Source organism: Cryobacterium sp. Y11 (assembly GCF_002929535.1).
Lineage (GTDB): Bacteria > Actinomycetota > Actinomycetes > Actinomycetales > Microbacteriaceae > Cryobacterium.
In genome coordinates, this window is the sequence record NZ_PJJO01000061.1 from 511,152 (window position 1) to 532,377 (window position 21,226).

At 65.3% G+C, this 21,226-nt stretch carries 23 protein-coding genes; 18 read left to right on the forward strand and 5 right to left on the reverse strand.

Translation table 11 applies throughout. The annotated features are described in order from the left end of the window. The first annotated feature begins 186 nt into the window (after positions 1 to 186). From rpsP to rimM, 3 genes are read left to right on the forward strand one after another with little or no spacing between them, the layout of a single operon-like run. A complete protein-coding gene (gene rpsP, locus CXY75_RS19090; RefSeq protein ID WP_104084342.1) occupies positions 187 to 591 on the forward strand; it encodes a 30S ribosomal protein S16 in 405 nt (134 codons plus the stop codon). A gap of 3 nt (positions 592 to 594) precedes the next feature. Next, a complete protein-coding gene (locus CXY75_RS19095) occupies positions 595 to 831 on the forward strand; it encodes an RNA-binding protein (protein WP_104084343.1) in 237 nt (78 codons plus the stop codon). A gap of 4 nt (positions 832 to 835) precedes the next feature. Beyond that, the gene (gene rimM, locus CXY75_RS19100) at positions 836 to 1,453 is read left to right on the forward strand and encodes a ribosome maturation factor RimM (protein WP_233202026.1); all 618 of its coding nucleotides are present in this window, start codon (positions 836 to 838) and stop codon (positions 1,451 to 1,453) included. A gap of 79 nt (positions 1,454 to 1,532) precedes the next feature. Here rimM and CXY75_RS19105 read toward each other — a convergent pair whose 3' ends face one another. From CXY75_RS19105 to nirB, 3 genes are read right to left on the reverse strand one after another with little or no spacing between them, the layout of a single operon-like run. Beyond that, positions 1,533 to 2,699, reverse strand: coding sequence for a uroporphyrinogen-III synthase (locus tag CXY75_RS19105; protein ID WP_104084345.1), 1,167 nt, complete (start codon positions 2,697 to 2,699; stop codon positions 1,533 to 1,535). Continuing rightward, positions 2,699 to 3,508 (reverse strand): uroporphyrinogen-III C-methyltransferase, encoded by an 810-nt coding sequence (cobA, locus tag CXY75_RS19110; RefSeq protein WP_104084346.1) that lies wholly within the window; start codon positions 3,506 to 3,508, stop codon positions 2,699 to 2,701. The genes CXY75_RS19105 and cobA overlap by 1 nt, the downstream gene beginning before the upstream one ends. A 4-nt stretch (positions 3,509 to 3,512) precedes the next feature. Beyond that, positions 3,513 to 6,212: a nitrite reductase large subunit NirB gene (nirB, locus tag CXY75_RS19115; RefSeq protein WP_104084427.1), complete on the reverse strand. Its 2,700-nt coding sequence runs from the start codon at positions 6,210 to 6,212 to the stop codon at positions 3,513 to 3,515. 247 nt (positions 6,213 to 6,459) lie between these two features. On the opposite strand from nirB, the gene nirD reads away from it, so the two are divergent. From nirD to CXY75_RS19160, 9 genes are all read left to right on the forward strand, one after another. Continuing rightward, entirely contained in the window at positions 6,460 to 6,825 is a 366-nt protein-coding gene (nirD, locus tag CXY75_RS19120) for a nitrite reductase small subunit NirD (protein WP_233202027.1), read from the forward strand. 8 nt (positions 6,826 to 6,833) lie between these two features. Then, complete coding sequence (locus CXY75_RS19125) at positions 6,834 to 7,673, forward strand: sirohydrochlorin chelatase (RefSeq protein WP_104084348.1); 840 nt, start codon at positions 6,834 to 6,836, stop codon at positions 7,671 to 7,673. 9 nt (positions 7,674 to 7,682) lie between these two features. Then, entirely contained in the window at positions 7,683 to 8,438 is a 756-nt protein-coding gene (gene trmD, locus CXY75_RS19130; RefSeq protein ID WP_104084349.1) for a tRNA (guanosine(37)-N1)-methyltransferase TrmD, read from the forward strand. A gap of 102 nt (positions 8,439 to 8,540) precedes the next feature. Further along, positions 8,541 to 9,083, forward strand: a complete 543-nt coding sequence (locus tag CXY75_RS19135) for an MFS transporter (RefSeq protein ID WP_104084350.1) — start codon at positions 8,541 to 8,543, stop codon at positions 9,081 to 9,083. 177 nt (positions 9,084 to 9,260) lie between these two features. Continuing rightward, positions 9,261 to 9,602, forward strand: a complete 342-nt coding sequence (gene rplS / locus CXY75_RS19140) for a 50S ribosomal protein L19 (RefSeq protein WP_092108884.1) — start codon at positions 9,261 to 9,263, stop codon at positions 9,600 to 9,602. Positions 9,603 to 9,671: 69 nt separating this feature from the next. Beyond that, positions 9,672 to 10,472, forward strand: coding sequence for a signal peptidase I (lepB, locus tag CXY75_RS19145; protein WP_104084351.1), 801 nt, complete (start codon positions 9,672 to 9,674; stop codon positions 10,470 to 10,472). Continuing rightward, positions 10,472 to 11,116, forward strand: coding sequence for a ribonuclease HII (locus CXY75_RS19150; protein WP_104084352.1), 645 nt, complete (start codon positions 10,472 to 10,474; stop codon positions 11,114 to 11,116). The genes lepB and CXY75_RS19150 overlap by 1 nt, the downstream gene beginning before the upstream one ends. 12 nt (positions 11,117 to 11,128) lie before the next feature. Beyond that, positions 11,129 to 11,452, forward strand: coding sequence for a DUF2469 family protein (locus tag CXY75_RS19155; protein ID WP_092449218.1), 324 nt, complete (start codon positions 11,129 to 11,131; stop codon positions 11,450 to 11,452). Positions 11,453 to 11,530: 78 nt separating this feature from the next. Then, on the forward strand, positions 11,531 to 13,006 hold the full coding sequence (locus CXY75_RS19160; protein WP_104084353.1) for a glyceraldehyde-3-phosphate dehydrogenase: 1,476 nt from the start codon (positions 11,531 to 11,533) through the stop codon (positions 13,004 to 13,006). An 86-nt stretch (positions 13,007 to 13,092) separates the two neighbouring features. Here CXY75_RS19160 and CXY75_RS19165 read toward each other — a convergent pair whose 3' ends face one another. Continuing rightward, positions 13,093 to 13,539 (reverse strand): nitroreductase family deazaflavin-dependent oxidoreductase, encoded by a 447-nt coding sequence (locus CXY75_RS19165; protein WP_199182507.1) that lies wholly within the window; start codon positions 13,537 to 13,539, stop codon positions 13,093 to 13,095. Between the two features lie 38 nt (positions 13,540 to 13,577). Here CXY75_RS19165 and CXY75_RS19170 point away from each other — a divergent pair, with 38 nt between their 5' ends. From CXY75_RS19170 to CXY75_RS19195, 6 genes are all read left to right on the forward strand, one after another. Continuing rightward, positions 13,578 to 14,717, forward strand: coding sequence for an alcohol dehydrogenase catalytic domain-containing protein (locus CXY75_RS19170; RefSeq protein ID WP_104084354.1), 1,140 nt, complete (start codon positions 13,578 to 13,580; stop codon positions 14,715 to 14,717). Between the two features lie 158 nt (positions 14,718 to 14,875). Beyond that, the gene (locus CXY75_RS19175) at positions 14,876 to 15,232 is read left to right on the forward strand and encodes a YraN family protein (RefSeq protein WP_104084355.1); all 357 of its coding nucleotides are present in this window, start codon (positions 14,876 to 14,878) and stop codon (positions 15,230 to 15,232) included. Further along, entirely contained in the window at positions 15,232 to 16,767 is a 1,536-nt protein-coding gene (locus CXY75_RS19180) for a YifB family Mg chelatase-like AAA ATPase (protein ID WP_104084356.1), read from the forward strand. The genes CXY75_RS19175 and CXY75_RS19180 overlap by 1 nt, the downstream gene beginning before the upstream one ends. After that, a complete protein-coding gene (dprA, locus tag CXY75_RS19185; protein WP_233202028.1) occupies positions 16,764 to 18,479 on the forward strand; it encodes a DNA-processing protein DprA in 1,716 nt (571 codons plus the stop codon). The genes CXY75_RS19180 and dprA overlap by 4 nt, the downstream gene beginning before the upstream one ends. Positions 18,480 to 18,619: 140 nt before the next feature. After that, a complete protein-coding gene (locus CXY75_RS19190; protein WP_104084357.1) occupies positions 18,620 to 19,588 on the forward strand; it encodes a metallophosphoesterase in 969 nt (322 codons plus the stop codon). 24 nt (positions 19,589 to 19,612) lie between these two features. Further along, complete coding sequence (locus CXY75_RS19195) at positions 19,613 to 20,557, forward strand: tyrosine recombinase XerC (protein WP_233202029.1); 945 nt, start codon at positions 19,613 to 19,615, stop codon at positions 20,555 to 20,557. 55 nt (positions 20,558 to 20,612) lie between these two features. Here the strand turns inward: CXY75_RS19195 and CXY75_RS19200 are convergent, their stop codons facing one another. Next, positions 20,613 to 21,191 (reverse strand): murein hydrolase activator EnvC, encoded by a 579-nt coding sequence (locus tag CXY75_RS19200; RefSeq protein WP_233202030.1) that lies wholly within the window; start codon positions 21,189 to 21,191, stop codon positions 20,613 to 20,615. Positions 21,192 to 21,226: the final 35 nt, after the last annotated feature.

Consider the following 21,226-nt stretch of genomic DNA (forward strand, 5'->3'; position numbering starts at 1 on the left):
CATTGAGTTTCGATTATCGGGTTTCGATTAACACCGCGCAACGAATCTCTGACAGAATGATTAGTCGCGATCCGTTGTGCCCGACCCTCTATCTCGGTGCAGCGTGATCCTATAGAGCTTATGCCGAGTGTGCCCCCACGCTCACGGCCCAAGGTTCGCCAAACACCGAATCAACACTGGAGAATTGTGGCTGTCAAAATCCGTCTGAAGCGCATGGGCAAGATCCGTGCACCGTATTACCGCATCGTCGTTGCCGACGCGCGCACCAAGCGCGACGGTCGTGTCATCGAAGAAATCGGCATCTACCACCCCACGGAAGAGCCCTCGGTCATCGAGGTCAAGTCCGAGCGTGCGCAGTACTGGCTCAGCGTCGGCGCTCAGCCGACCGAGCAGGTTGCTGCGCTCCTCAAGCTCACGGGCGACTGGGGCATCTTCAAGGGTGACAAGAACGCTAAGAACACCGTCAAGGTGAAGGAACCGAAGGTTGCTTTCGTCGCTGATGAGAAGAAGAAGCCGGTTCTCAAGCCCAAGGTCGAGAAGCCGGTCGCCAAGGTAGAAGAGGTTGCTGCCGAAGCAACCGACGAGGCGTAACTGTTGCTTGCTCCCGCGCTCGAACACCTCGTCAAGGGGATCGTTGATCACCCGGACGATGTGCACGTTGCAGAAAAGAACTCTGCGCGAGGTGATGTGCTCGAGGTTCGGGTGAACCCCGAGGATCTCGGCCGGGTCATTGGTCGTGCTGGTCGCACCGCCAAGGCCCTGCGCACCCTCGTTGCGGCTCTGGCCGATGGTCGACGCGTACGCGTTGACGTCGTCGACACCGATTTTTAGATCTGTGGACGATAGCGAGAAGGACCGCACCCAGCAGTTAAGGGTGGGGCGCCTGACCAAGGCTCACGGCCTCAAGGGAGCAATCAAGCTCGAACTGTTCACGGACGACCCGGGACGACGTTTCGTCCCGGGCGCCGTGTTCACCCTGCAGGTTCCAACCGGCTCGGCCTGGCACGGCAAGACGATTGAACTCGTCGAGTTGCGCTGGTACAACCAGCACGCTGTCGGTTTTTTCAAGGATGTTCCCGACCGGTCAACGGCAGAAACGCTCGCGAAGGCGATCCTCTGGATCGATGCGGACGTCGCCGAGCAGTCGGATGAAGAAGACGCCTGGTACGACCACCAGCTGGTCGGTCTCGCCGTCATGCGTGACGGTGTGCGCATCGGCACCATCGGTCGCCTCGAACACATGCCAGCGCAAGATTTGCTGATCGTCAAGACGCCCACCGGCGACGTCATGATCCCGTTCGTGAAGGCCATCGTGCCCAGCGTCGACGTGAAGAACGGCGTGGTCACGATCACGCCGCCGCCCGGCTTGCTCGAAGAGCTGCCAGAGGACCCGGCTGACGCTGTCGCCGCAGTCGAATCTGAAACGGATGCTGCCCCGGCCGACCGTCCGTAAGGCTCGTTGCTCGTACCTGTGCCGGGTTCTCCCACTGAAGTTCGCAGTGGCAGAACCCGGCATTTGTGTGCCGGAAGCCCTAGACGTTGAGCCGGTACCCGCGCTTGACCACGGTTGCGACCAACCCTGGCACGCCGAGCGTCTGCCGCAGCCGGCTGAGCGAGACTTCCATGGCGTGATCGTCGGAGTCGCCGGCCAGCATCAGCGTGAGGTCGTCGCGGGAGACGACCGCCCCGCGCGCTCGTACCAACGCGCGCAGAATCGCGAGCGCCGTCGGCGGAAGCTGCACGCGTTCATTGCCGATCTGCACGATGGAGCCGCGTAGCTGGACGAGTCCGTTCTGGGTCTCAACGCGCTCGATCATGTTCTGTTCTAGGTGCTCGCAGACCAGCCGAATCAGCGCGCCCATGCGAAACCGGGTCGGTTGGATGGGCGTGATGCCCGCTGCTACGAGCGGCGCACTGGTCACCGGGCCGACGGCGGCGGCGCAGACCTCGGTCTGGAGCGCGGCAATCAGCTCGGGGTAGACATCCATTCCCTCGGCCGCGGTGAACAGGGCGTCGACGGCCGGCGCGCTCGTGAACGTGACGCAGTCGAGCTGGCGGGCGCAAATGGCCTCGACCAGCTTGTAGACGCGCTCGTCGCTGTTGTCGATGGCGATCCAGCGATACGGCGCGACCACGAGCACGCGCTCGTGCACGGCGCGCAGTCGGTCGAGCTGCACCTCGTCGGTGGCCCCGTGTACCTGAATGCCGATGGTCAGCCCCGGCGGATACTCGGCTAAAACCTTATCGACGAGGGACGCTGTCGTTTCAGAATCGCTCATACCCGAGTCGTTCAGCCCGGCCGCGCGAATTCCGCCACGGGCCTTCGGCCCGCGCACCAGAATTGTCGTATCGGATAGGGCTTCGGTGAGGTCGGAGCCGATTCCATCGACCTCGGCCACTTCAAACCACCGTCGAACCCCGTAACCGGTGGTCGCGAGCAGAATGTCGGGACGTGCTGTGATCATGCTGCGAGTGTCATCGAGCAGCGGGCCGTCCTGCTGGGAGTGCGCGATGCGCAGCGTCGGGGCGTGCACAATCCGCGCCCCGCGGCGCTCGAATGCGTCGATCAGGTCGCCCGAACGCCGATCGCTGGTGACTCCAATGCGAAAGCCTTCGAGCTGGTTCGGCTGCAGAAACGGGGCAGCGGCTTCGATCGGTTCGGTGGTGCCGGGCCAGCTTTCGTCATTCGCTCCCGCCATCAGTCGGTCATCGCGAACTCGGCAGCATGGGCCACGAGAACTTCCGCGGCGGCGTCGCCACTAAAGGCGAGACGCACGACTTCGCCGACGACGAGAACGGCGGGGCTACGCACGCTGGCCGCCGCGGCATCGGCCAGCACCGTCGAGAGCGTGCTTACGGTCGTGCGCTGGGTGGCGCTGAAGCCACGTTCAATAATGGCTACCGGCATAGTGGCGGGCATGCCGTGGCGCAGCAATCCTTGGCTCAGGGTCGGCAACGTGCCGACGCCCATCAGTATGACGATGGTGCTGCCGAGCAGGGTGAGGCCCGCGAGTTCGTTGTCGGTGAGCGGCGCGTGGCCGCTGATCACGGTGAACGCGTGGCTGATGCCGCGATGGGTTAGCGGGATTCCCGCCGCCGCCGGCACCGCGATCGCACTTGTGACGCCGGAAATGACCGTCACCGCAATGCCGTTGCGGTGGCAGGCGAGCACTTCTTCGCTGCCGCGCCCGAACACATAGGGGTCGCCGCCTTTTAGCCGCACCACGCGTTTGCCGGCGAGGGCGTGCTCCACCATGAGTTCTTCGATTCCGGTCTGTGAGATCGGGTGGTTGCCTGCTCGCTTACCGACGTCGATGAGAGTCGCGTGGGGTGCGAGCAGGGCGAGTTCGTCGTGGGGGGCGAGACGGTCGAACAACACGACACCCGCCTGGGCCAAGGCCGTCACGGCGGCGATGGTGAGCAGCCCAGCGGCGCCGGGCCCACCGCCGACGAGGGTGACTTGGCCGGGGGTAACGTGCCCAACTGAGCGGGAACTGCGGGCTGTCATCTGCTTACTCTTTTCGAACGGGAATGCGGCTTCCACTTAGAAGCACAGTACCCGATGCGGCTCGTTCGGCCGGAGTCGCCGGTCTGATTTGGTCACGCTCCGTAACGAGCGCGATGCTCGGGTCTGGTTCGGTCGGGGCGTTCACGAAGGAGCGGAACCGGCGCAGCCGCTCCGGGTCGGCGAGCGTCGCGGCCCATTCGTCTTCGTAGTTGTCGACGTGGGCGAGCATGGCCTGTTCGAGCTCGTCGGCGAGGTCGAGCGAGTCGTTGATGACCACGTCGCGCACGTGTTCGAGGCCGCCGCCCAGGTCTTCCATCCACCGAGCGGTGCGCTGCATCCGATCGGCGGTGCGAATGTAGTACATCATGTAGCGGTCGATGTACTTGATCAGGGTTTCTTCATCGAGGTCGGTCGCGAGCAGCTGCCCGTGCGCGGGCTGAAAGCCGCCGTTGCCACCGACATACATGTTCCAGCCGCTGTCGCTCGCGATGATTCCGACGTCCTTCGCGCGGGCCTCTGCGCACTCCCGGGCGCAGCCCGACACCCCGAACTTGAATTTGTGCGGGGCACGCAGCCCGCGGTAGCGCAATTCCAGCCGAATGGCGAGGCCGACGGCATCCTGCACGCCGAACCGGCACCAGGTCGACCCCACGCAACTCTTCACATTGCGCAGCGACTTGCCATATGCCTGTCCGGACTCGAACCCGGCGTTGACGAGGATGCGCCAGATGTCGGGCAGCTGTTCCAGTCGGGCGCCGAACAGGTCGATCCGCTGCCCACCGGTGATCTTGGTATAGAGGTCGAAGTCGAGCGCGACCTGCGCAATAACGGCCAGTTTGGTCGGTGTGATCTCGCCGCCCGGAATGCGGGGGACTACCGAGTAGGTGCCGTCCTTTTGCATGTTGGCCATGGCGCGGTCGTTGGTGTCTTGCAGGGTGCCGCGGCCGGCATCCAAAATATATGAGCTGTTCTGGCTGGCCAGAATCGAGCCGACCGCGGGTTTGCACACATCGCAGCCGCGGCCGGTGCCGAAGCGGGAGAAGATCTCGTCGCTCGAGGTGAGCTCGAGCACCCGCACCGAGTCGAACAGCTCCTGCCGGCTCAGTTCGAAGTGTTCGCACAGCGCGTGCGAAACCGTTTGACCGGATGCCGTCAGTTCGGCCTCGAGAATCTTCTTGACCAGTGGCACGCACGAACCGCACTGCGTGCCAGCCCTGGTGCAGGCTTTCAGTGCGCCGAGTTCGGTGCAACCGTCAGTATGATCATCGCCACGCACCGCCTGCCGCACCGCACCGGCCGAAACCATGTTGCAGGAGCAGACCAGGGCGTCGTCTGGCAGTTCGTCGCCGGCTGGAGCCTCGGCACCGGCCGCCGAAAGGTACGCGGCGGGCTCGCTGCGCAGCTGGCGTCCGACCATCGGGCGCAGCGCCGAGTACGGGGTGGCATCGCCGACGAAGATGCCTCCCAGCAGGGTTTTCGCATCGTCGGTCATGACAAGCTTCTGGTACAGCCCGCGGGCGGGGTCGGCGTAGACGATCTCGAGCGAACCCGGTGTGGTCGCCAGGGCATCGCCGAAGCTCGCGACGTCAACGCCGGAGAGCTTGAGTTTGGTGGCATCGTCGACGGTGGTGAACTCGGCCGTGCCGCCGAGCAGTCGATCGGCGACAACCTCGGCCATGGCGTTGGCCGGGGCGACGAGGCCGACGCAGCGCTCGTTCCAGCTCGCGACCTCGCCGATCGCCCAGATGTTCGCATCGCTGGTGCGGCAGTCGTTGCCGATCGTGACGCCGCCGCGGGTGCCCATGAGCAGTCCGGCCGCCCGGGCCAACTCGTCGCGCGGCGAAATGCCGATCGCGTAGACGACCAGGTCGGCGTCGATTTGGCGGCCGTTGCAAAGCTGTAGGCCGGTCACTGCGCTGTTGTCGCCCGTCGTGAGGATGGTGCAGGCCCGGGTGCCGAGGTGCAGCTCGATTCCTTGGGCGATGATCAGCCGGCCGAGCGCCTGCCCGCCGCCCTCGTCGAGCTGGGCCGACATCAGCCAGCCACCGGAGTGCACGATGGCCGACTCGGCGCCGAGCGTGTGCAATCCACCGGCCGCTTCGAGGCCGAGCAGCCCGCCGCCAGCCACGACAATGCGCGGGGCGCGGCCGAGCGAGACGGTCAGGGCGGCGAGTTCGTCGACCAGGGCATCGACGTCGTCGAGGGTGCGGTATACCCGAATGTGTTCGCGGCCGGGCATCTCGGGCACGGGGGCGCTCGACCCGGTAGCGAGCACGAGGTCGTCATACTCGAGCAGAGCCCCGGTGGACGTCGTAACGGTGTGGTTCACCCGGTCGATGCTGGTCGCTCGCTCGTTGATGCGCAGTGCGATGCGCTCGCTGTCCCACGGTGCGGTGGGCTCCAGGGTGAGGTCGATCAGGCCGGTGAGCCGGTGGCTGAGTGCGACCCGATCGTAGGGCCGGTGGTTCTCCTCGGCCAACACGACGATCGAGAGCGTCTGCTTGGTGTCCCGCGAGTGCAGGGCATCGGTGAGGCGGTGGGCGGCCGGGCCGCCGCCGATCACGATGACCCGGCGCGGCGTCTCGGCAGCGGGACGGGCGGCATCCGCTGCGCTGGCTGGTATGACGGCATGTGTCGCGCCCACAACGAGAGCTGTGGGGTCTGAGGCAGAATACGCGGAGGCGGTTTCATCCGAAGCTGGCATCAGCATCCTTTCAAGGCGGGGCAATTGTGAGCGTAGTTTGGGGCAGTTTCCCCCTCGTGTCGCGCATGTGTCCACTACTGATCCAAAGCCCCACAGCTGCGCACCCCCGCTGTGAGGCGAGTTTCACGGCGGGGAAACATAGCGGGCGACTGGCCGAAATATGGCTCGCCTACCGTGGCATCAACGCACAAACGCGAAACCCCGGGGAGCGCACCATGACGATGACAGACCAGACCAGACCATGACCGTGGCCCGCCCGACTCTGGTGTGGGAGCGCGCCTGCGCCGTGACCGACCTGGAACCCAGCTGGGGCGAAGCCGCCCTCATCCGCATGAAACAGATTGCCCTGTTTCTGCTCTCTCCGACCGAGATCTACGCCGTCGACCACCGCGACCCGCACACCGAGGCCAACGTCATGGCCCGCGGCATCGTCGGCTCCAAGGGTGACCGCCCCACCATCGCCTCGCCGCTGCACAAAGAGGTGTACGACCTCGGCACCGGAGAATGCTTCACCAATCCGACGCTCGTGCTGAACACCTACGAAACCCGCGTCGTTGGCGGTTTCATCGAGGTCGCCGTCGAGCCTGGCGTGCACGCCCCCCGTGAACTGTAGAGCGCGGCATGATCCTGCTCGACGAACGACTCAGTTCCCTGCGGGTGCGAACCGATCCGGCCAGCACCGATCAGGTGCGGGCCGATCGACTCCGCACTGACCAAACGGATGCCCCACAGCAGGCTGCGCTCACCGCCGCACTCGTCGCTATTTCGCACGGCACGAGCTCAGCTGACGGTCAGGCCGCCATCGCTGCGCTCGTCGAGGCCGTCGCCGATGCTCGCCCCGATTTGGGCGTGACTGGAGGTTTCGTCGATGTTCAACAACCGGATGTTGTGGCGAGCCTGGGCGCGCTGCGCCCGAATCACGCCGCCGTGGTCGTGCCCCTCCTGCTCTCCGCCGGCTATCACGTTCACGTGGATCTGCAGCGCGAAACCCGTGTTCCGGGGCGTGTGACGACTCTCTCGCGCGCCCTCGGCCCCGACAAACGCCTCATCGACGTGCTCGAATTGCGGCTGCGTGCCGCGGGGTTCACCGGCGGGGCACATAGTGAAATCGTGCTCGCTGCCGCCGGCTCCAGTGACGAGCGGGCGGTCGATGACTGCCGCACGGTTGGCGCCATGCTCGCCGAACGCCTTGACGTGCCGGTCACGGTCGGTTTTCTCTCCGCCGCAACCCCGCGCTTGGCTGATGCCCTCATCGAGGCCCGGCTGCGCACCGACAGTGTGACGGTGAGCACCTATCTCATGGCGCCCGGATACTTTTTTGATCTCACCCGTGCCCAGAGCGCGGGCGCCGAGCTGGTCACCGCCCCGCTGCTCCTGCCGGGGGAAAATGCCCCCGGCGCACTGGTTGATCTGGTCATCGACCGCTATCTGGAGGCGAAAGCGCACGCCGGACTCTTCTAGAATTTGACCATGCGCATTGACATTGTCACCATTTTTCCGGAATTCTTCGATGTGCTCGACCTGTCGCTGCTCGGCAAGGCTCGCCAGAGTGGACTGATCGAACTGGGCGTGCACAACCTGCGCGACCACACCCACGACCGGCACCACTCGGTCGACGACACTCCCTATGGCGGTGGCGCCGGTATGGTGATGAAGCCAGAACCCTGGGGAGCCGCCCTCGACGCCATCCTCGGTGCTTCGCCCGAGGCAGCCTTGACCGAAACGCCAGCCACCGTCAACGCCTCCGACGACGGCCCGATCCTCATCTTTCCGTCGCCGGCTGGCGACCAGTTCACCCAGGCCATGGCCCGCGAACTGTCGCTCGAACGGCACCTCGTCTTCGGATGCGGCCGCTACGAGGGCATCGATCAGCGCGTCGTGGACCACTACTCACAGCGCGGCCGGGTGCGCCTGGTCAGCCTCGGCGACTATGTGCTCAACGGGGGAGAGGTCGCAGTGATGGCCATGATTGAAGCGATCGGACGTCTCATTCCCGGCGTCGTCGGCAACCCTGAGAGCCTCGTTGAGGAATCCCACGAAGACGGCCTACTGGAATACCCCAGCTACACCAAACCGTCCAGCTGGCGCGGCCTCGATGTGCCGCCGGTGTTGCTCAGCGGCAACCACGGTGCCATCAGTACCTGGCGCCACGAGCAGCAAATCGAACGCACCGAACGCGTACGCCCCGACCTGCTGCTGCGCACCATTCAGCAGCCCACGACCTGAACGCACTCGACCTGAAAGCCCGTCCGGCCCATTCTGACGGCCCATCTTCTGCCTCCAGCGAACGCCAAGGAAAGCCCCAGAGTGCGCCGATAGGCTGACCCGGTGATCATCCGCCGAGCCTTTTACCACTGGCAATTCATTGCCGCCGGAGCCCTGCCGCTCTGGCTCCTCGTTGGGTCCGCGATCTTCGGATCCGGTGCCTGGGCTGTGCTGGGCATTTTCTTCGCAGCTGTCCTCATTGGTTTCGGGCTGCTTCTCGTTGCCCTCCTCTTTTATGCGCGCAAAGAAGTGCGCGAAGCCCGGGCGCTTTCCTACGCCGACGTCGGCGTACTGGCCCTCTGGCACGCGCTCATCATCGCTGTTCCCTTGTCAACGGATGCCGCCGGCTGGCTCAGCGTGCTCGTCATTATCGGCGGCATCGCCGTCTTCTGGTTCGCGGTCTGGGAACTGTTCGGCTCGGCTAAGCGTCGAATGCGCGCGATGGTTGATCTGGTGGAACAGACCGCACGCGGGCAGTCTGCACCAGCCGGGCCGCAGCATCCACTGCCCTATGCGTCGCCAAATATCTCGAAACCGGCACCGACTTTTGCACGCGGCAACACGCCAGACGTCATTGTTATCGAAGAAAAGCGCGACCGACCCTGACCTGGGCTGGGGCCTGACTTGGCGCGTGGCCGAATTCATGGCAGACTTGGCGATTGTGCCGCTGCAGGACTCTGCCACAGGGGAACCTGCTCGTTGCGGCGCACATCCTCATACTGATTGCTTCGAATGAAGCACCTAGCGTAGTCGACCTGTGGCGGGTACAGAGAGCGAAACAACATGCATATTCTCGACGCGGTAGACGCCCCATCACTGAAGAAGGATCTTCCTGACTTCCGTGCCGGCGACACCGTCAAGGTTCACGTCAACATCATTGAGGGAACCCGCTCTCGTATCCAGGTCTTCCAGGGAGTCGTCATCGGCCGCTCCGGCGAAGGCGTGCGCGAAACGTTCTGCGTTCGCAAGGTCAGCTTTCAGATCGGCGTCGAGCGTACCTTCCCGGTGCACTCCCCGGTCATCGACCACATCGAGATCGTGACCCGCGGCGACGTTCGTCGCGCGAAGCTGTACTACCTGCGCGACCTGCGTGGCAAGAAGGCCAAGATCAAGGAAAAGCGCTAACTCTCGCGCTGACCCCGCATTTGCCTGAGCTCCCCATCACCTAAACTGATGGGGAGCTCAGGCGGTTAAATGACAGATGAAGTGCTCGCCTCTCAGCCCGACCACCGGGTATCAGGGTCGAAGAGGTATCCCAGAAAGATGGCACCCAGCAAGCAGCGCAGTGTCTTGCTGTTCATTCGCGACCTCCTCATCATTTTTGTGGTCGCACTGCTCATCTCGTTTCTGATCAAGACCTTTTTGATCCGCTCGTTCTACATTCCATCTGGGTCGATGGAGAACACCCTGCAAGTCAATGACCGCATCATTGTGAACCAGCTCGAACCCGACCTGATTCCGATCACTCGCGGCGACGTCATCGTGTTCAAGGACCCGGGCGGATGGCTATTGCCGCAGGCCGAGATCGTGCAGAACCCGATCGTGGCCGGAGCCGACTGGCTCCTGTCTGTCGTTGGACTGTCAGCTCCCGACAGCAATGACCACTTGATCAAGCGGGTCATCGGGCTGTCCGGCGACCACGTTGTCTGTTGCAATGCCCTCGGCCAGATGAGTGTCAACGATATTCCACTCGACGAGTCGGCCTACGCGCTGCTGCCGGCCGGTGAGACCAAGGTCTCCAGGGATGACTTCGATGTCACAATTCCGGCTGATTCGCTCTGGATGATGGGCGACAATCGCTACAACTCCAAGGATTCCCGCTACAACGGCGAGACGGCTGGTAAGGGCTATGTGCCCGTCGAGAACGTCGTCGGTCGAGCGCTGGTGGTGAGCTGGCCGCTCGACCATTGGGCCTGGCTCGATGACTACCCTGACGTGTTCCGCGAGGTCGAGCAGACCGAGCAGGGCGCACAGCACGAGCAGGGTGCGCAGTAGTGGCGGTGTCCGATCCCACCCTCGAGGTGGAGTTCGACCTGTTGCGCACCGGTGCAAGCTTCGTGATCGGCTGTGACGAGGTCGGTCGCGGGGCCCTCGCCGGGCCGGTGGCAGTGGGATTTGCCGCGGTGAACGCTTCCGTTTTGAGCATGCCGCAGGGGCTGCGCGATTCGAAGATGCTCAGCGAGCCGCGCCGGGAGCTGCTCGCGCCGCTCGCCGTCGCCTGGGCGACATTCTCTGCTGTTGGCCTCGCCTCGGCCGCGGAGGTCGATGAACTCGGTATTATCGCTTGCCTCGGCCTTGCCGGTAAGCGTGCCTTGTCCGACCTGTATGCGCAGGGCGTCGACGTGGCCGGCAGCATCGTGTTGCTCGACGGCAGCGACGACTGGCTGAACAAGGCGTTGGCCACCCCCCTGAACGTCGTGACTCGTATCAAGGCTGACCGGGATTGTGGGTCGGTGGCGGCGGCATCCGTCATCGCGAAGGTGCACCGCGATCGCCTGATGATCGCCGCGCACGACGAAGAGCCTGGCTACGGCTGGGCGTCGAACAAGGGGTACGGCAGTGCAGCCCACATGAGCGCGATCAACCTGCTCGGACCGAGCCCCTTACACCGAAAATCGTGGCTCAAAATCTCAGCGTAAGATGAGATCACCATGGAAGAAGACGAAATCGAGGACTACGACCGCGAGGTCGAGTTGGCCCTGTACCGGGAATATCGAGACGTAGTCGGACAGTTTCAGTACGTCGTCGAAACCGAACGACGCTTCTACCTCGCCAATGAGGTCGAATTGGTGCGCCGTGACACCGAACACGATTTCTATTTTGAACTGACCATGAAAGACGTCTGGGTCTGGGACGTCTACCGCTCCGACCGATTCGTGAAGTCGGTGCGCGTGCTGACCTTCAAGGACGTCAACGTAGAAGAACTCGCGTCGAAAGACTTCGAACTCCCCAAGGAACTGGCGCTCGACGAGTAAGAATTACTCCGGGACCGTGGGTGGCCGGACATGATCCGTTTAACGGACTAACCAACGAAGGTTTAGGAAGGCAACCCTGTGATTCAGGACGCTGATCGTGCCCGTGCAACATGGAGCAACCGTGAGGCCTTGGCCGAGGCGATGATTCCCCTGATCGGGCGCCTCTACCGGGACAACAACGTTGTTACCAGCGTGTATGGACGCGGCCTAGTGAACAAGTCGGTCATCGGACTGCTCAAGGCCCACCGTTTCGCCCGTCACATAGCGGATGTCGAGTTGCCGCTCGCCGAGACGCTGCCGATTCTGCAAGAGCTCGACCGGCTGGGTCTCGGCGCAGCCTCGGTCGACTTAGCACGCCTGGCCGTCGGCTTTCGCGAGCAGAACGACGGCGTCACCCTGGAGGAATACTTGCGCGGCGAACTGGCCGACGTGGTCGGCCAGCACGGACTCGATGGTCGCACCAGTACCGACGTCGTGCTCTACGGGTTTGGCCGCATTGGCCGACTGCTCGCGCGAATCTTGATCGAGCACGCCGGTGGTGGCCAGGGGCTGCGTCTGCGAGCGATTGTCGTGCGGCGCGGATCCGCCAACGATTTGATCAAGCGCGCGAGCCTGCTGCGCCGCGACTCGGTGCACGGCCCCTTCGAGGGCACGATCACCATCGACGAAGAGAACAACACCATTCTGGCCAATGGCACGCTGATCCAGGTGATCTACTCCGCCGACCCGGCCAGCGTCGACTACACGCAGTACGGCATCCACGACGCCATCGTCGTCGACAACACCGGCAAGTGGCGCGACGAAGCGGGCCTGTCGCAGCACCTGAAGTGCCCAGGAGTCGCGCGAGTGCTGTTGACCGCGCCGGGCAAGGGCGCGCTCAAGAACATCGTGCACGGCATTAACCACGGCGACATTCTGGCCAGCGACCGCATCATCACTGCGGCGTCCTGCACCACGAACGCGATCACCCCGGTGCTGAAGGCCATCAACGACCGCTACGGCATCATCGACGGCCACGTCGAAACCGTGCACTCCTTCACCAACGACCAGAACCTCATCGACAACTTCCACTCCGGCGACCGCCGCGGCCGCTCGGCCGCGCTCAACATGGTCATTACCGAGACCGGTGCGGCCAAGGCCGTGGCCAAGGCCCTGCCCGAGCTGGCCGGCAGGCTCACCGGCAACGCCATTCGCGTGCCCACCCCCGACGTGTCAATGGCCATCCTCAACCTCAACCTGGCCGGCGCGACCGACAAGGACGAGCTCAACACGTATCTCCGCACCATGTCGCTGCACTCCTCGCTGCACCGGCAGATCGACTACATCGACTCGCCCGAGGTCGTCTCGAGTGACTTTCTCGGCTCTCGCCGTGCCGGCATCGTCGACGGACTCGCCACCATCGTCACCGACCAGAAGGCCGTGCTGTACGTCTGGTATGACAACGAATTCGGGTACAGCTGCCAAGTCATCCGGGTGCTGGAGGAGATGGCCGGCGTGCACGCGCCGATCTTCCCGGCCATCGTCGCCGCCGAGACCCTCGAGCCGGTAGCCTGACCCCTGCCATGGACGGGGCCTGGGCCCCGTCCATGGGCCCAGTTTATAAACTGGGCCCATGGTCCGGGCCCAGGCCCCATCCGCGATTAGATCCGCGGCTCGCAGATGACCACCGGAATGTCGCGCGCGGTCCTGCCCTGGTAGGCGCCATATCCGGGGTAAGCGGCGACGATGCGCGGCCAGAGTTCGGCTTTTTCAGCGGATGATGCGGTGCGCGCCCGAAACGGCCGCGTCACCCCGCGAATGGTCAGGTCCACCGCTGGCTGCGCCACGAGGTTGAGGTACCAGAACGGATGCCGGTCGTCGCCGCCCTTGGATGCCACGAATATGTATCGACCGTCCTCCTGCACCGGCGCTGTGAGCATCGTCGACCGATGAAGCCCGCTGCTGCGGCCGATCGTGTGCAGCTCGACCGTCTGCATGGTGCCGATGGTCCAGCCGAGGCGTCCGCGCGTTAGAGCCAGCAGCATCCGGTGCACGCCGTTCAGGGCATACATGCCGAAGTCGGTTACCCGGTTGCGCAGCGTTTTCATATGCCCAGCGTACGTGGAGCTGACGATAGATTGGAGGAATGATTCCAGCAACGATGCTCAGCACGATTCTTCGCGAAGCCGGCTCCTCGCGCCCCTACGCCGACAGCCGACCGCTGACGTTCGAGCAGATTCCGGTGCCGGTACCGCGGTCGGGTGAGGTACTCGTGCGCATCGAACGAGCGAGCCTCTGCCACTCGGACCTGTCGGTGATCGACGGCTCGCGCATCCGCCCCCTGCCGATGGCGCTCGGCCACGAGGCCTCCGGCACAGTGGCAGCCATCGGTGACGGCATCACCGATGTGGTCGTCGGCGACCGGGTCGTGCTGGTGTTCGTGCCGAGCTGCGGCGAGTGCCGGGCCTGCCTGGCTGGGCGACCAGCGCTCTGCCACCGCGGCGCCGCGGCGAACGGAACCGGCGACCTGCTGCACGGCCCGGCAGTGCTGGCGAGCGACTCGGGGGAGCGCATCAACCACCACCTGGGCGTCTCGGCCTTCTCGCAGTACGCGGTCGTCGCCCGCGAATCGGTCGTGGTGATTGACCAAGACGTTCCCTTCGACGTCGCCGCCATGTTTGGCTGCGCGGCGCTCACCGGTATCGGCGCCGTGCTCAACACCGGCGCCCTCGCGCCCGACCAATCGGTAATCGTCTTCGGTCTCGGCGCGGTCGGCCTGATGGCCGTGATGGCCGCGGCTCAGGTAGCCGGCACGACCGTGATCGCGATCGATCCGTTGCCACAGAAACAGGAGCTGGCCCTCCGATTAGGCGCGCAGCATGCCGGATCGCCCGACCAGGCGGCCGAGCTCGTGCACACGCACGCTGGAGATGGCGTCGACCTCGCCATCGAAGCCGTCGGCAGTGCCCGCGTCATGGAAGCCAGCCTCGCCTTACTCACCCGCGGCGGCGCACTGGTGTCGGTCGGCCTGCCGCATCCCGAGCAGACCATCACGACGTCCGCCCTGCAGTTTGCCGGGCTTGGCCATCGGCTGCTCGGCTCCTACATGGGCGATTCGGTGCCGAGCCGGGACATTCCGCGCTACCTGCAGCTGTGGCGAGATGGCCTCTTGCCGGTCGAACTGCTGCACACCGATACCCGCCCGCTCGCCGACCTCAACGAGAGCTTGGATGCGCTCGTGGCCGGCGACGTCGTGCGCCGCCTGTTCGTGATGCACGACGAGTAGCGCTGCGCGGGGCAGCTGACTACCAAACAGTGCCGCCTGTGCTGCACTTCGCGTAGCGCCTCCTCCACAGGCACCACGGTTGGGGTCTTCTCCACCAATGTGGTGGCGGCCGGTGCTGCACGGGCCCCGAGACATCACTCTGGTTCTCGGAGGCACTCGTGGCGCGTAAAGACGAAGTCGGCAAACTCGGCGAAGAGCAGGCCGCTCGCTTTCTCGAGGGTGCCGGTTACACGATCTTGACACGTAATTGGCGCTGCGCAGAGGGCGAGATCGACCTCGTCGTGCAACGCGGCTCTGCGGTGGTCTTCGTCGAGGTGAAGACGCGCAGCAGCCTGAGCTTCGGGCATCCGTTTGAAGCGATCACCGTCAAAAAGCTCGCCCGGATGCGCCGCCTCGCTGCCGCATGGTGCGTACAGGCCGAGCGGTGGCCGCGCCAGATCCGGCTCGACGTTATCGCGGTGATCGCGCCAAACGGCCGCCAACCGGTCATCGAACACCTCGAGGGCGTGTTCTGATGGGCATCGCTCGCACCCACGCCGTTGCCCTGCTGGGCCTGACCGGCGCACTGGTCGAGGTCGAGGCCGACATCTCGGCGCAACTGCCCGGCATGATTTTGATCGGTCTGCCCGACGCGGCCCTCTCCCAGGCAACCCAGCGGGTACGCGCGGCGGCCACCAATAGCGGATGCCCGCTCACCGTTCACCGCCTCACCATCAATCTGTCGCCGGCCGCGTTACCCAAACACGGCGCCGGCTTCGATCTCGCGATCGCACTGGCGTGCCTCGCCGCGGACAGCACCATTTCGCACGTCTCAGTGGGCAAGGTCGTGCACTTTGGGGAGCTCGCCCTCGACGGGCGACTGCGACCAACCCCGGGCATCCTTCCGGGCGTGATGACGGCCGCTCGCCTCGGGTATACAACGGTGATGGTGCCGATCGGCAATGAGGCCGAGGCCCGGCTCGTGCCCAATGTGCGGGTGATTGGCGTCGCGTCGCTGCGTGATGCGGCGATCTTCCACGGAGCCCAGCTCGCGCCGATACCGGTCGAGCCAATCCTCGCGGCGGCCCTGCCGAACAGCACCGACGCCGAACCCGACCTGGCCGACGTGATCGGCAATGATGACGCCATCCTGGCCCTGCAAATCGCCGCAGCCGGCGGACATCACGTCTTTCTGCTGGGCCCGCCAGGGGCCGGCAAGACCATGCTTGCGGCCCGCCTACCGGGGCTGCTGCCCGACCTCGACCCGGCGAGTTCGCTTGAAGTCAGTTCGCTGCGCTCACTCGGTGGCCTCGGGCTTGGTGATGCCCTCATTACCCGCCCGCCGTGGGAGGCGCCCCATCACACGGCGACGGCGGCGGCCATGGTGGGGGGTGGCAACGGGCAGATTCGGCCGGGGGCCGCGTCGCAGGCCTCGCACGGTGTTTTGTTTCTCGACGAGGCTCCCGAGTTCGCCTCGCCGGTGCTTGACGCCCTGCGTCAACCGTTGGAATCGGGGTGGATCAGCATTCACCGGGCCAATGCCGTCGCGCATTTTCCGGCCCGATTCCAGCTCGTGATGGCGGCCAACCCCTGCCCGTGCGGGCAGTATGGGGCGGGGGACCTCAGCTGCACCTGCCCGCCGAACGCGCGCCGCCGGTATCTCGCCCGCATCTCCGGACCGTTGCTTGACCGTATTGATATCCAGCTCAACGTCAAGCGCATCACGGCCGCTCAGCTGCGCCTCGCCGCCGGCACGAATCGGCTCACCAGCGGCAGCGCCCGAAATCGGGTGGTTGGCGCCAGAGCTGCGGCGGCCGAGCGGCTCGCCAGCACGCCGTGGACGTTGAACTCGCAGGTTCCTGGCCCGTGGCTGCGCGGCGCCCAGGTTCGGTTGACCGCGGCCACAACGGCGGGCCTTGACCGTGCGCTCGAACGTGGCGGAATTACCATGCGCGGCTACGACCGGGTGCTGCGCATCGCCTGGACTCTCGCAGATTACGACGGTCTCACCAGTCCCGGCGCCGATCAGGTCGGGCAAGCCCTCTACCTACGCAAAGGAATGACATCATGAAGTTGTTCGGTCTCGACGAGTCCCGGGTCAGAGCGCTGGCTTTGGGGGTACGCGGCGGCATGGCGGCATCGGGTGACTCGCCACCTACCTTCGGCACCAACCGCGAACGCGGCCACGATGTAGCCCCTATACGTATTAACAGCATGCCTATTAACAGCATGCCTATTAACAGCATGCCTATTAACAGCATGCCGATCACCGACATGCCGATCACCAACGCACTTCACCTCGTCGGCAGCACAGACGTTTCCGGGAGCACCGCTGGGGGTGGCCGTTCGGATGACGCTAGCAGCACCGTCGTCTCGGGCCGCGCATCCGTTACGCGCAGCGCCGACAACACAGCGACCCTCACCGTCACAGACCCGGTGGGAACAGACGCGATGGGAACAGACCCGGTGGGAACCGACCCGATGGGAACAGACGCGGTGAGAATAGACGCGATGGGAACCGACGCGATGGGAACCGACACCGCCGCTATCGCCGAGGTGTTCGCCCGCGCGGCCTGGTCGGGCATAGCCGAACCGGGAGACGGCACGGCCGGACTGCTCGTGGCTAGCCTCGGGGCCAGGGTTGCCCTGACCGCGATCCTCGAGTCGTGGAGCCCGGTGCGCCTGGGCGCCCTGGTGCGCGACGCGCTCTCCGGCGACGCGCCAGTCGGCCCACGTGTGCTGTTCGCCGTGAGTCCGGCCATTGATTTCAGCGACGCGGATGCCGACACGAGCGCCGAACTTGAGGCCGCCCTCGACCTGGGGCTGCAGCGCTGGCGCCCGCGGCTCAACTCAACCGAAGTCATCCGTTTTCTGCAACAGGCGGCCCGCGTCGAAGCCCGGTTACTGTTGGCAACGGATGCCCTCTGGCCCGAGGCTCTGAACGACCTCGAGCTGCATGCGCCGCTCGCGCTCTGGTGGCGCGGCGTGCCTTCTGCGCTCGCCGCCCTGCCCAACTCCATCGCGTTAGTCGGAGCCCGGGCGGCCACCGGATACGGCGAACACATCGCCATGGAAGCCTCGGCCGGGCTCGTCGACCGCGGATTTGCCATCGTGTCGGGTGCTGCCTATGGCATCGACGGGATGGCGCACCGGGCCGCGCTCGCCAGCGATGGAATCACCGTGGCCTTCCTCGCCGGGGGAGTCGACCGGTTCTACCCGACCGGCCACGACTCCCTGCTGACCCGGATCGTGGCCTCCGGCGCCGTCATCTCCGAGCTTCCCTGCGGCGCGGCACCGACAAAATGGCGGTTTCTGCAACGAAACAGACTCATTGCCGCATCCAGTGCGGCGACTATCGTGCTCGAAGCTGGCTGGCGGTCTGGCTCCCTCAACACGGCCGGCCATGCATCTGCCCTCGGCCGCCCACTGGGCGCGGTTCCCGGCCCGATCACGAGCCCCACCTCGGCCGGCTGCCATCGCCTGATTCGCGAATTCGCCGCCGTCTGCGTGACGAATCCGAGTGAAATGGCTGAGCTTGTCGGCGAGCGGTCGATTCAGGTTCCCCTGGACTTTCCAGACACCGACGCGGGCCCCGGCCCGGTACCGCGAACGAGCGACCAGATCCGCGTGTTTGATGCCCTGAGCGGTCGGTCTCCGCGCACGGTCGCCGATCTGTCGCGCCGCGCCGGGTTGTCGAGTGACGCCGTGCGCGGCGCCCTCGGCGGCCTCGACCTCGACGGGGCCGTCCAGGAGCGAGAGGCCGGCTGGGTGCGCCGGGCATAACGGCGTGCAACGTGGGGCCGGTGCGGTGCGCGGGACGTCCTGGACGCTCACGCTGCAGCGCGGGCGTTCCGGCGTAGTGGCACCGCAGAACCCGAGTGTCGGTGGCAGCCCGTAGGCTGGATCGTGACGAAGGGTGGGGCATGTCGACCGTGCACTGGGGCCAGTATGCGCCCGCTGAAAAGATTCTGGTTCACCTCAGCGACACGCATTTTCTCGCGGAGGGCGCTGCGCTCTACGACGCCATCGACACCGACCACACGGTGCACCGCGCTCTCGAACAGTTGCACCGTTCCGGCATCCGCCCCGACGCACTCATTCTCACCGGTGATATCGCCGATCGGGGCGAAGCGGATGCCTACCGCCGCATCCGCGGCATCATGGAGGCCGCCGCCGCCCAGTGGGAAGCCAAGATCATCTGGGTGATGGGCAACCACGACAAGCGCGCCGCGTTTCGCAGTACCCTGCTCCGCCAGAACCAATCGGGCGCACCGGTGGCGCCCGAGGTCCGATATACCGACGTTCAGACCCGCGTCGATCAGAACGCCGACCACCAGGACCCCATCGACCAAGTGATTGACCTCGACGGCCTGCGAATTATTGCCCTCGACACCAGCGTGCCGGGCTATCACCACGGTGAAGTGACCAACGCGCAATTGGAATGGCTGCGCACAGTGCTGAGCACGCCCGCTCGCCACGGCTCCATCCTGGCCCTCCACCACCCGCCGATTCCGACGCCGCTACCGCTCATGAGCGTGCTCGAGTTGCAAGAACAACCGAGACTGGCCGCGGTGTTGGCCGGCAGCGACGTGCGTGCCATCCTCGGCGGGCACCTGCATTATGCAACCCAGGGCGTGTTTGCCGGAATTCCGGTGTCGGTGGCTGCGGCCACTTGCTACACGATGGATCTCAGTGCACCCAGTCGTGAACTCACCGGGGTAAACGGCGGACAGACCCTCAACCTCGTGCACGTCTACGCCGATCAGATCACGCACTCGCAGGTGCCGCTGGGCACCTTCGAGACCGCCACGCATTTTTCGGCCGACTACCTCGAACGGTTGGACTCCCTCTCGCCCGAAGATCGACTCGACGCCTTCTCTCGTCAGCAATGACGTCGAGAAAGAGACAGTGAACCCGTGCAGCTGACCGATGACATTGACGCGTTTCTGTGCTACCTCAGTGCGGAGCGGGGCTACTCGGCGCACACCGTGCGGGCGTACCGCACTGATTTGACGCAGCTGGCTGTGTTTGCGGTCGACCGTGGCGTCGCGACATCCGCTGATCTGAGCTTGGAACTGCTGCGGGAATGGCTGTGGGTTGGCACCCAGGCTGGCCTAGCCCGCGCGACGCTCGCCCGCCGGTCGGCGACGGTACGCAGCTTCACCGCCTGGCTGGCTCGCGCCCGCGATGACAGTGTGGATCCGGCCGCCCGCCTCCGTTCGCCCAAGCCTGGCCATACCCTGCCTCGAGTCATCACGCACACCCAAATGAACGAGTTGCTCAACTCGCTGACGGCCCGGGCCAGAGGCGGAGAGGCGATGGCCGGGCGCGACTTGGCGATCGTCGAACTGCTCTATGCCTCTGCCCTGCGTGTTTCAGAACTGATCGGACTCGACGTCGCCGACGTCGACCTTGACCGGCTGACCGTTCGGGTCACGGGAAAGGGATCCAAGGAGCGGGTGGTGCCGTTCGGTGTGCCGGCACAGCGTGCGATCGTGCAGTACCTCGGCCAGGCCAGGCCCGCCCTCCTGGAGCAGACCGCGAGCACGGGCGCAGCCACGGCACCCCAGTCTCTAGTGCCCGCCGCCGCATTGTTTCTCGGCCGACGGGGGCAGCGCTTGGGCGTGCGCGGGGTCTACCGTCTAGTCGCAACGTTGCTCGCCGAGGTTCCCGGTACCGGTCCGGCCGGGCCGCACGCCCTGCGGCACACGGCAGCCACCCATCTGCTGGACGGTGGCGCTGACCTGCGGGCCGTGCAAGAACTACTCGGACACGTCAGCCTTGGCACCACCCAGATTTACACGCACGTCTCCGCCGAACGCCTCAAGGCCAGCTACGGACTGGCCCACCCCCGCGCTTAAATCCTGGCCATACCGAGCGCGCGGTGGCCGTCGTCACGTCGAAGTGGCGCACCGATCACGGCCCGGCTGGCAGTAGAACGGCCCGCTGCACGCCGCCCAAATAGAGGAGCGGCGAGACGTATTGCCCGTGCAGGCGTATCCCCAGGTGCAGGCAGCCCGGCGGGCAATGACCGCCAGAAGCCACCGTGCCAATCTCTTGCCCAGCCAGTACCCGGTCGCCGACCGACACGAGTGCCAGTACCGGCTCCACCGTTGCGATCACATCATCGGCCTGCGTGATGGAAAGCACGGGTCGATCAACGACCACGCCGGCGAACGACACGACGCCGTCGTGCGGTGCCAGCACGGCGTCCCCGGCCTGCGCCGCCAGGTCGATGCCGCGATGACCGGCGGCATACGGTGATGCCGGCGCAACGAACGGTGCGATCAGCCGGTGCGGCTCCGGGAGCGGCCAGCGCCAGCCATTCGCTGCCGTAGCAACGCCCATCGGCGGTTCCACGCTCGCCGCGGGAACCGGACTCGCGAGAAGAATCAACCCCATTAAAGCGGATGCTGCCAGTCGGCGACCGTGAATACGCCGCGTCCGAACATGCCCTGCAACAAGATGAACCATTGCACCGCGTACAGTCTGCATGAGCACAGCCTGCCGTGCGTCAACCGTGCGAAATG